Source organism: Streptococcus sp. SGI.013 (genome assembly GCF_050315295.1).
GTDB lineage: Bacteria > Bacillota > Bacilli > Lactobacillales > Streptococcaceae > Streptococcus > Streptococcus porcorum.
Window position 1 is genome coordinate 1 of the sequence record NZ_JBNPOS010000042.1, and the last position, 11,055, is coordinate 11,055.

The window sequence follows — 11,055 nt, forward strand, 5'->3', positions numbered from 1 at the left end:
AGATTTTGACTCATAAACTCTAATAATATCTCCTTTTTATTATTTAATCATTTTAACGAGTGATTAGCTCAAGTACTTGGTAGAAAAGTACAATCTCTACTAAGTACATCTATTTAATTTATCTTATTTCAATAAATAAGATAAACCACATAAACAAACTAAAATCTTACCTCCCGCAGCAACTTGAGAGGTAAGAGGTATAGATAAATCGTTAAAATACTTCTCTTCAAGCTCATATCACAACGGTTCGTTGAAGGATATCCTAACAAAATTAGATATCTCTAACCTTAAAATATACCGCTTTTAATTATACCCCCCCCCCAATCAATATGTCAATAATTTTGCTCACGATTTAAAATTTATCCCATTAGAATTATGAGAGTAAGATAGCTTTAGTGTAAGTTTTTTATAGAGACTTATAAATATGCTTCTCTTGAAAACAAAAAAAACACCAGACTCCTTATGCTTCAAGCAAAGGAAGCTAGTGTTTTTAATCGTTATGACACGTTAACCGCACAACGTAATTCTTGATCAATTTTTTCTGCTGTCTTACGCCCTTCACGAATCCCCCAAATCACAAGACTTGGGCCACGACGGGCATCTCCAGCCACGTACACTTTTTTATTAGTCGTTGTATAATCATCATAAACACTACGAACACCAAAAGCATCAAACAAACTGGTTTCTGCTCCTGTAAAGCCCATAGCTAAGAGAACAAGATCTGCCTTAATCTCTGTTTCTGTTCCTGAAATCGGCTCAAACCCAGGTCCCACTTGAACTGTTTTTGCAGCAATGACTTGATGATCATCATTTCCAACAAAAGCTGTAGTTGAAGTGGCATAAGCTGTCAGAGGCTCATCTTGTACAAATTTAGCTTCTTCTTGCCCATAACCAATGCGATTAATCATAGGATACTGAGGCCATGGATTAGTAGGCAAGCGTTCATCAGGAAGTTGAGGAGTGATTTCTAGCTGTTTGACACTAGCTGCACCTAAACGTACAGCTGTCCCAATACAGTCATTTCCTGTATCTCCACCACCAATCACTAAAACGTGTTTACCAGCAAGCGATTTTTCTAAACTCTTGTCTGGACTGGTTAAAACTTCCTTGGTGACTTCGGTTAAAAAGTCCACGGCAAAGCGAATGCCTGAAAGTTCACGACCTGGAACAGGTAAATCACGTGGCACACTGGCTCCTGTCGCCAAAATCACACGATCATATTGTGCTAACAGGTCATCAGCTGTAATATCCCGACCAATTTCGGTATTGGCAATAAAAGTCACACCCAGATTTTTCATCGTATCAATACGGCGCTGGACAATAGACTTATCCAACTTCATATTTGGAATACCATACATCAACAACCCCCCAAAGCGATCGGAACGTTCATAAACAGTTACAGAGTGTCCTAATTTATTTAAACGCCAAGCAGCCGATAAACCAGCTGGACCTGAGCCAACAATCGCAATCTTAAATCCTGTACGCTCCTTAGGACGTCCTGACTCTTCTACCCAACCATTTTCAAAAGCGGTATCAATAATAAAGCGTTCATTATCATGGATGGTCACACCTGAACCATTCAATCCTTCGGTACATCCTTTTTCACAAGGAGCAGGACAAACTCGACCTGTCATCTCTGGTAAAGGATTAGTACGCGATAAGCGTTCAAAGGCACGCTTAAAATCACCACGAAAGACTAAATCATTCCATTCTGGGATAAGATTATCATTCGGACAACCTGAAACAGCTCGACCGCCACCATAAAAAGTCCCTTGGTGACAAAATGGAATACCACAAGCCATACAACGTGCAGCCTGTTGACGTCGCTCTTCTTCAGATAGAGGGACTTGTAACTCTTCAAAATCCAAGATACGCTCGCCAACAGGACGGTAAGGATTATCCTTACGGTCATATTTTAAAAATCCATAGGGATCTGCCATTTTAGTAACCTCCTCTTACGCTAGCCAATAATTCTTCTCGCTCTTTAGCTGTACTCTGAGCTCCCGTAGCCATTTCAAAGGTATGTAACTCTAATTCATCACCTGTTAATCCACGCTGTTTAAGAGCATAAGCGATATCATTGATGTCATGGAACTCTGATGGATAAACCTTTACAAATTTCTGTTTTTCATTTTCCCAATTTTCTAAAAGGCGTTTTGCTTTAGCACTACCTGTATAGTAATAGTGTTTTTCAATCATTTCTTTCAACACATGGTCTCCACGTGTTTCCCCTAAAGAATAAAGATCAACCATTTCAGTATTGACTTTATCCTTAAAGTCACCATCTACATCATAAACATAAGCGATTCCACCACTCATACCTGCTGCAAAGTTACGACCAGTGCTACCTAAAATAACAGCAACACCACCTGTCATATACTCACAACCATGGGCACCAACACCTTCAACAACGACCTTAGCACCTGAGTTACGAACACAGAAACGCTCCCCTGCACGTCCAGCAAAATAAGCTTCACCTGTTACTGCTCCAAACAAGGCAACGTTACCTACAATTGGAGAGTTTTCAACATCATAGGCAGCATCATGCGGTGGCTTCACAATTAAGCGTCCACCTGACATTGACTTAGCAATATAGTCATTAGCTTCTCCAATCAAGGTTAATTCCATTCCTTGTGTGATGAAACTTGCAAAACTTTGTCCAGCAATACCAGTGTACTCATACTTCAATAAGCCAGCCTCTAAACTGGTATTACCATAACGCTCAGCAATCCATCCTGCCATACGGCCACCAACAGATCGTTGAACATTATTGATAGCACCCTTAATGGTCACAGACGTCTTACTATCAATAGCAGCTTGTGCAAATCCATCTAACTCACGCCACTGACGTGGGTCCAAAAACGGATCTTCAACCTTACGCTCAATACCATAGCTTGTTCCTAAAATTCTTGAAAAATCAAGAGAATTAGCTTTTTCATCCAACATCACCTTAGCTTTTAAAACTTCAGTATGACCAACCATTTCATCAATAGATCTAAATCCAAGCTCTGCCATATATTCGCGAAGCTCCTCTGCTAAGAAGAACATCATATTAATAACATGCTCAGGTTTCCCTGCAAAATGCTGACGCAACTCAGGATTTTGTGTAGCAACACCTACTGGACAGGTATTAAGAGAACACACGCGCATCATCACACAACCTACAGAAACTAGAGCCAAAGAAGCAAAAGAATATTCCTCAGCTCCTAACAGTGTCGCAATAGCCAAATCGCGACCTGTCATCAGCTTGCCATCTGTTTCCAAAGTCATTCGTTGACGTAGGCGGTTCAAAGACAATGTTTGATGTGCTTCTGCTAATCCCATCTCCCAAGGTAATCCAGCATCACGAACAGAGTTACGAGGAGAAGCACCGGTTCCACCATCATAACCTGAAATCACCACTTTATCTGCACCAGCCTTCACACACCCTGTTGCAATAGTTCCAACACCTGTAGAAGACACTAGTTTCACATTGATTTTTGCATAAGGATTAATCACCTTAAGATCATAAATCAACTGAGCTAAATCTTCGATAGAATAAATATCATGATGTGGTGGAGGAGAAATCAAACGAACACCTGGCGTTGCTCCACGAATCTCAGCAACCCACGGGAAGACTTTTTGTCCTGGTAATTGACCGCCCTCACCAGGTTTAGCTCCTTGAGCTAACTTAATTTGGAGCTCTTCTGCTGACATCAAATACTCTGCATTTACTCCAAAACGCCCTGACGCCACTTGTTTAATTTTGGAATTGACATTTCGTCCATCAGCTTGAGGTTTAAAACGCTGACGATTTTCTCCACCCTCACCAGAGTTAGACTTAGCTCCAATTCGGTTCATAGCTTCTGCAATGGTTTCATGTGCTTCTTTTGATAAAGAACCAAAACTCATGGCACCTACTTTGAAACGCTTCACAATTAACTCCGCAGGTTCAACTTCAGATAAAGCAACAGCAGGACGTTTTGATGCAAATTCCCATGTGGAACGCAAGGTTGTTGGTCGCTCTAGAGCTTCTTTATCTAACTGCTGACTATATTGTTTAAAGAGATGGTAATCGCCTTTTCTAACAGCCTGTTGGAAATTATAAATTGATTCTGGATTAAAAAGATGATATTCCCCATCTGTCTTAAACTGATAAGCTCCACCTGATGGTAAATAGTCCTCACTTCGAGAGCCAAATGCAAAGTCTGTGCGTGCCTTGTATTCTTTTTCAATTTGTTCAAGAGATAAACCTTCAATACGGCTAACTGTTCCCGTGAAGTATTGGTTCACAACATCAGAGGAAAGACCGAGTGCTTCAAATAATTGAGCACCTTTATAACCTAGGATAGTTGAGATTCCCATTCGGCTCATAACCTTCACAATCCCTTTTTCAGCAGCTTTACGGTAGTTTTCTAGACCATGACTATCCTGACCAAATTCTAATAAACTCGCATAAGCACCATAAGGATGAATGGCAGCAGCACCATAACCAACCAAAGTCGCAAAATGATGAACTTCAAAAGCCTCTGCTGTATCCACTACAATCGAGAACTGACTAGCCTTACCTTTTGCTACCATAGCATTATAAAGACCAGATACAGCTAAAAGGATTGGCAATGCCATTTGATTTTCCCCTTTAACTCCTCGATCTGATAAGATTAAAATAGTTGCCCCAGCATCCAAAGCTGCCTCTGCCAAAGTAAAAAGATCTGATAGGGCCTGTTGAATCCCTGTATCCAAATGATAAACGGTAGATAAAATACGGCTTTTATGTGTTGAACTGTAAAGACTAGCAATTTTAGCAAAGTCTTGACTAGATAATACAGGACTATCAATTTTTATCTTCAAACAATTATCTTTACCATCTCGACGAATATCACCATCTGCCCCTAAATAAACTCCTGTTGATACCACGATTTGTTCACGAATGGCATCAATCGGAGGGTTAGTGACTTGAGCAAATTGTTGCTTGAAGAAGGTAAATAAAGACTGAGGTTTGTCAGACAAAACAGCTAGAGGACTATCATACCCCATTGAAACAACAGGCTCCTCCCCTTTTTCTGCCATAGGAAGAATCACACTGCGCAAAGTTTCATCGGTATAGCCAAAAAGCTTCCACATGGTATTAATATCGTATTCCAAGTCTTGTGGTTCAGCGGCTTCGATATCACTCAACAGCGTCATATTTTCCTTCACCCATTCTTGATAAGGATGTTGTGTCGCATAATAGTTTTTAACTTCCTCGTTTTTAAGAAGACGACCTGTTTTTGTATCAATCAACATCATATTACCAGGTCCAAGAACACCTTTTTCAACAACACGACTTGGCTCAAGATCCACAACACCAGATTCACTTGAACAAATCAGGAAATTATCTTTGGTACGTGAATAGCGACTTGGTCTAAGACCATTACGGTCCAAGCGAGCCCCAACCATATCACCATCTGTGAAAACAAGGGCAGCCGGTCCATCCCAAGGCGCAACAAAACTTGAGGCATATTCATAGAAAGCCTTCAATTCGTCATTTAGTCCCGAATCAGGTCCCCACGCTTCTGGGACCATCATCAATAAACTTTGCGGAATATCACGACCATGACGATAAAGGTACTCCAAACAATTCTCTAACTTAGCTGAGTCCGAATTTTCTTCGTTATAGACTTCAATTTGATGACTATGCATCCAATTTTCAGCACCACGTAACGTATTAATCTCACCATTATGCGCTAAAAAGCGAAAAGGCTGTGCACGATCCCACGATGGAAAAGTATTGGTTGAAAAACGTGAATGTGTCAATGCAATATGAGATTGAAAATGCTCATCTGTCAAATCAGGATAAAAAAGCCCAACCTGAAAAGCATGTAACATCCCTTTATAGACAATGGTCTTACTAGATAATGAACAAATAAAGAAATCCTCATTTGTGATCGTTTTTTCTAGTTGACGACGTAAAGCAAATAAAGCATCTTCAAATGGACGCCCTCCTTCAATGTGTTCAGGCTTACCAATGACAAATTGAACAAAACTTGGCATAATAGCTTGCGCAGTCGGTCCACAGTGTTCATACCTAAACGGAACATCACGCTTAAACAGCAAGGAATAACCTGCTTGAGAAAAAAATTTTTCCAACACCTCTTCTAGCGCTTCTTTTTCTACTCTATCTTGCGGTAAAAACAACTGTGCAACAGCATACTCGCCAAGGCTTGGCAAATCAACCCCAACTTGTTTAGCTTCTTTTCTAAAAAATTTATCCGGCATTCCCAATAAAATACCAGCACCATCACCAGTATCAGGTTCGGCTCCTGTCCCACCACGGTGATTCATGCGTTCAAGCATAGTCAAGGCATACTCAATTAAGGTATGGCTCTGCTTACCTTCAATTTGACTCACAAATCCCATACCACAGGCATCTGATTCAAAAGAAGGATCCCAAAGAGTTGTTTCTTGCGCTCTTAAGGCAGATTCTTTCATAATGTTTACTCCTTATAAAACCTTGTGTTTAAGACACTTCTATCAATAATCATTATAATTATTTCTACATTATATCATCTTTATCCTTTAAACAAAATGCTTCTTTAAATAAAATCTGAATATTCTATAAATTCCTAAAAAAGAAAGAGAGGGGGAAGGCCAACCTTGTATTGTTGGATTTCCACACTCCCAATAGATGATATCTAGCTATTTTAATACAGATCCAAGTAGTTATCAACTTCCCATTGTGAAACGAAAGTAGCATAGCTTGCCCATTCGATCTTCTTAGCTTCTACAAAGTTTGTCGTAATATGAGCACCTAGCGCCTCTGTTACAACCTCATCTTCTTGAAGTGCCTTAATAGCGTTGTGAAGTGTTGATGGTAAATCAGCAATTCCTGCCTCTTTACGTTCAGCTTCAGTCATGACATAAATGTTTGATTCAACTGGTGCTGGAGCCTCAATTTTATTTTCAATACCATCAAGTCCTGATTCAAGAAGAACTGCCAACGCAAGATATGGATTAGCAGTTGGGTCCACTGAACGTAACTCTAGACGTGTTCCCATACCACGTGAAGCAGGAACGCGAATTAATGGTGAACGGTTTTTACCTGCCCAAGCGATATAAACTGGAGCTTCATAACCTGGTACCAAACGCTTATATGAGTTAACTGTTGGGTTCATAATAGCAGTGTAACTATAAGCATGTTTCATCAAGCCACCAAGGAAATAGTAAGCTGTTTCTGATAATTGCATCCCTTTTGGATCTTCTGGATCAAAGAAAGCATTGTTTCCATCTTTGTCAAAAAGAGACATATTACAATGCATACCAGATCCATTGATACCAAACTTAGGTTTTGCCATAAAAGTAGCATATAGTCCATGTTTACGTGCAATTGTCTTAACAACCAATTTAAAGATTTGGATATTATCACAAGCCTTCAAAACATCCGCATACTTAAAGTCAATCTCATGTTGACCAATAGCAACCTCATGGTGACTCGCTTCTACTTCAAATCCCATCTCAGTCAATACATTAACAATCTCACGACGAGTATTGTCTGCAAGGTCAGTTGGAGCAAGGTCAAAATAGCCACCTTTATCATTTACTTCTAGAGTTGGGTTACCTTGTTCATCCATTTTGAAAAGGAAAAATTCTGGTTCAGGTCCCAAGTTGAACGATTTAAAACCAACCTCTTCCATATGACGAAGAGCTTTTTTCAAGTTTCCTCGTGGATCACCAGCAAATGGCTCACCTTCTGTCGTGTAAATATCACAAATTAATCCCGCTACACGACCATTTTCATCACCCCATGGAAAGATTGTCCAAGTATCAAGATCTGGATAGAGATACATATCTGACTCATTGATACGTACAAATCCTTCAATAGATGATCCATCAAACATTGCTTTATTTGACAGCACCTTATCGATTTGCTCATCAGTCGCTGGAATTTCAACATTCTTCATAATTCCTAGAATATCTGTAAACATTAAACGAAGAAAAGTAACATTTTTCTCTTTAATATCGCGTTTGATATCAGCTGCTGTGATTGCCATAAGTGGTCTCCTTTGAATTTTAGAAAAAATAAAATTTATATCCCGTATATTACTATACGAAAATTAACGAAAAATACTAGTTGGACTAGAAAAGCGTCCTTGATTACGCAACTCATCATGTAAAATACGTCTCACATCCTCATCTGTTAGAGCATGTTGCCTTTTCTGAGATTGTATTTCTCGGTCTGCGTACTCTTTTTTTATTGCCGCTATATTAAGTCCTTCGTCCAGAAAATCTTTGATTTCGAGAAGGATGTCCATATCATTCAATGAGTAAAGCCGACGATTGCCCGAACTACGATCTGGTGTTAGCAAGCCTTGATCTTCATAATAGCGGATCTGCCTAGCAGACAAATCGGTCAATTTCATAACAGATCCCATTGGGAAAACTGCCATTGAACGTCTCAATTCTTTTTCTTTCATGACGAACTCCTTTCTCTTAGTAGCTATTATATTCTGAAAATTTGGACATGTCAACCCCATATGTTAGTTTTTCTGACATATATTTATTTTTTTCTATTTTTTATCATTTGCTTATAGCGATCAATATCTGAATTCACCATAATGGCAATAAAGACACCCACAAAAGTTTCAAGTATGCGCGCAAAAACATATAAAATTGTATCGTGAGAAGGAATAGACAAAGTGATAATCAGCAAGGCAGATACACCACCAATAATTCCTGCTTTGTTATTAAAAGCCACGTTAAACATAATGGTTAACATAGTTAAAATAGGTACTAAAAACAAGGTCACCCAAAATGCCCCTGAAAAATAGCTATTAATCACAAAAAAAACAAGAGCTAAAGCCCCCCCAATTGCATTTCCCAAAATACGGGATGCCCCAAAAGAAACACTCTTATCAAAATCTTCTCTTAAGCTAAAAACAGCAGTCAATGCCCCAATCTGCAAGCCTTCCCAACCCAATAAACCAAATAATAGTAAGACCAGAAAAACAGCAATTCCCGTCTTGGCTGTTCGCATCCCTAATTTAAACTTCTTAGGGTCAAATCGATTATTTTTAAACATAACTTTATTGTAACACGAAGTTTGAGTTTTGAGGCATTCAAAATCAAATAACTTTGACAAAAATAACCCCGTCCTCTAGACTACCTAGTCTGATAACTAGCTCTCAAATGATTTCCTAAAAAAGATAATTGGGTTGAAATCATAGATAAGTGCAGCTAACTAGATACACATAGTCTCCCCCTACTCAAACATTGACACTATCTGTCCAAAACCAAATATGCGCGCTCTATTGTCCACTTCTAGAGAGGCCTAAAATAATTTCCAAACTTAAATCAACCAAGCAGAATATGATTAAATATACCGCTTCTTCCCTTCTAAGTAATCAAAAAGAGGCTGGGCAGAAAGTCCAGCCTCGCTTCTCAAAGTTCGTGTCAATATCTCAGCGCAGTGGTTGATTGACAGATTTGTTCGTGTTTCACACTCCAAATCTGACCTAATCAACTGTGCGGGGGTGGGAAGACGAACTCTTTTTAGACTGGTCGAGTTCTTTCCCACTCCCTTTTCTACAAAATCAAGATTTTACAGAACCAGTAGATACCAAATTTATTTTTCCAGTTAATGTAGCAAGGTCTAGTATTTTTTCACCTTGCTAGACTTTCTAACTCGCCCAATATCGTAAAAACTCTACATGATGCACAAAATGCAACGGAAATCCGTTGCATTTTAGCCTTTGCACTAGAAAAGAGGTGGTAAACCAACTCTTTTCGTCGTAATTTTTATTTTTCAGTAAGAGCTGCAAGACCTGGAAGTACTTTACCTTCAAGGAGTTCCATTGAAGCACCACCACCTGTTGAGATCCATGAGAACTTGTCTGCACGGCCAAGGTTGATAGCTGCTGCTGCTGAGTCACCACCACCGATGATTGATTTCACGTCTGGTTGTTTCACGATAGCATCCATTACACCGATTGTACCAGCTTGGAAGTCTGGGTTTTCAAATACACCCATAGGACCGTTCCAAACAACTGTTTTGGCACCAGTCAAGGCTTCGTCAAACTTAGCGATTGACTTAGGACCGATGTCAAGACCAAGGAAGCCTTCTGAAACAGCTTCGCCTTCAGTGTCGCGAACTTCAGTGTAACCTGCAAATGCGTTTGCTTCTTTTGAGTCAACTGGCAAGATCAATTTACCATTTGATTTTTCAAGCAATTCTTTTGCGACATCCAATTTGTCTTCTTCTACAAGTGAGTTACCGATTTCGATACCTTGAGCTTTGTAGAATGTGTAAGTCATACCACCACCGATAAGAACTTTATCAGCTTTTTCAAGAAGGTTTTCGATAACACCGATCTTATCAGATACTTTTGAACCACCAAGGATTGCTACGAATGGACGCTCTGGAGTTTCAACAGCTTCTTGGATGTAAGCAATTTCGTTTTCCAAAAGGAAACCAGCTACTGCTTTTTCTACGTTTGCTGAGATACCAACGTTTGATGCGTGTGCACGGTGTGCAGTACCAAATGCATCGTTAACGAAGATGCCATCTCCAAGTGAAGCCCAGTACTTACCAAGTTCTGGATCGTTTTTAGATTCTTTCTTACCATCAACATCTTCGAAACGAGTGTTTTCAACAAGGAGAACTTGTCCATCTTCCAAAGCATTGATAGCTGCTTCCAATTCAGCGCCACGAGTAGCACCAGCGATGAAAGCAACATCTTGACCCAATTTAGCTGCCAAGTCAGCTGCTACAGGAGCCAATGATTTACCTTCTTTATCAGCTTCTTCTTTTACACGTCCAAGGTGAGAGAAAAGAATCGCGCGTCCACCTTGCTCAAGGATGTACTTGATTGTAGGAAGAGCCGCAGTGATACGGTTGTCGTTAGTGATAACGCCATCTTTCAAAGGAACGTTAAAGTCAACACGGACAAGAACTTTTTTCCCTTTCAAATCAACGTCTTTAACAGTCAATTTAGCCATTTGTTAGACTCCTTAAAAAATTTTTTTATACAGGTTCATTATATCACAAAAATTGTAAAAGTGATAGCTTCTAACTGTCTGTTTTCATAACAAAAAAAGAGG

6 protein-coding genes are annotated in these 11,055 nt (G+C 39.5%); all 6 read right to left on the minus strand.

The window, feature by feature from the left end:
* Nucleotides 1-497: 497 nt before the first annotated feature.
* The 6 genes from ACQRDX_RS08535 to ACQRDX_RS08560 all read right to left on the minus strand — a co-directional run bounded on the left by ACQRDX_RS08535 (nt 498) and on the right by ACQRDX_RS08560 (nt 10,953).
* Nucleotides 498-1,940: a glutamate synthase subunit beta gene (locus ACQRDX_RS08535; RefSeq protein ID WP_427896412.1), complete on the minus strand. Its 1,443-nt coding sequence runs from the start codon at nt 1,938-1,940 to the stop codon at nt 498-500.
* Nucleotide 1,941: 1 nt separating this feature from the next.
* Entirely contained in the window at nt 1,942-6,450 is a 4,509-nt protein-coding gene (gene gltB / locus ACQRDX_RS08540) for a glutamate synthase large subunit (protein ID WP_427896410.1), read from the minus strand.
* 212 nt (nt 6,451-6,662) lie between these two features.
* On the minus strand, nt 6,663-8,009 hold the full coding sequence (glnA, locus tag ACQRDX_RS08545) for a type I glutamate--ammonia ligase (protein WP_427896408.1): 1,347 nt from the start codon (nt 8,007-8,009) through the stop codon (nt 6,663-6,665).
* A 63-nt stretch (nt 8,010-8,072) separates the two neighbouring features.
* Nucleotides 8,073-8,432, minus strand: a complete 360-nt coding sequence (locus ACQRDX_RS08550) for a MerR family transcriptional regulator (protein ID WP_427896406.1) — start codon at nt 8,430-8,432, stop codon at nt 8,073-8,075.
* Nucleotides 8,433-8,515: 83 nt separating this feature from the next.
* Complete coding sequence (locus ACQRDX_RS08555) at nt 8,516-9,037, minus strand: FUSC family protein (RefSeq protein WP_427896414.1); 522 nt, start codon at nt 9,035-9,037, stop codon at nt 8,516-8,518.
* A 716-nt stretch (nt 9,038-9,753) separates the two neighbouring features.
* Nucleotides 9,754-10,953 carry a phosphoglycerate kinase gene (locus ACQRDX_RS08560; protein ID WP_427896404.1) on the minus strand — a complete coding sequence of 400 codons (1,200 nt, stop codon included), beginning with the start codon at nt 10,951-10,953 and terminating at the stop codon, nt 9,754-9,756.
* Nucleotides 10,954-11,055: the final 102 nt, after the last annotated feature.

Coding starts and splice junctions, on each gene's coding strand:
- ACQRDX_RS08560 (WP_427896404.1), bottom strand. CDS start 10,953: ATGGCTAAATTGACTGTTAAAGACGTTGATTTGAAAGGGAAAAAAGTT.
- gltB (WP_427896410.1), bottom strand. CDS start 6,450: ATGAAAGAATCTGCCTTAAGAGCGCAAGAAACAACTCTTTGGGATCCT.
- ACQRDX_RS08535 (WP_427896412.1), bottom strand. CDS start 1,940: ATGGCAGATCCCTATGGATTTTTAAAATATGACCGTAAGGATAATCCT.
- glnA (WP_427896408.1), bottom strand. CDS start 8,009: ATGGCAATCACAGCAGCTGATATCAAACGCGATATTAAAGAGAAAAAT.
- ACQRDX_RS08555 (WP_427896414.1), bottom strand. CDS start 9,037: ATGTTTAAAAATAATCGATTTGACCCTAAGAAGTTTAAATTAGGGATG.
- ACQRDX_RS08550 (WP_427896406.1), bottom strand. CDS start 8,432: ATGAAAGAAAAAGAATTGAGACGTTCAATGGCAGTTTTCCCAATGGGA.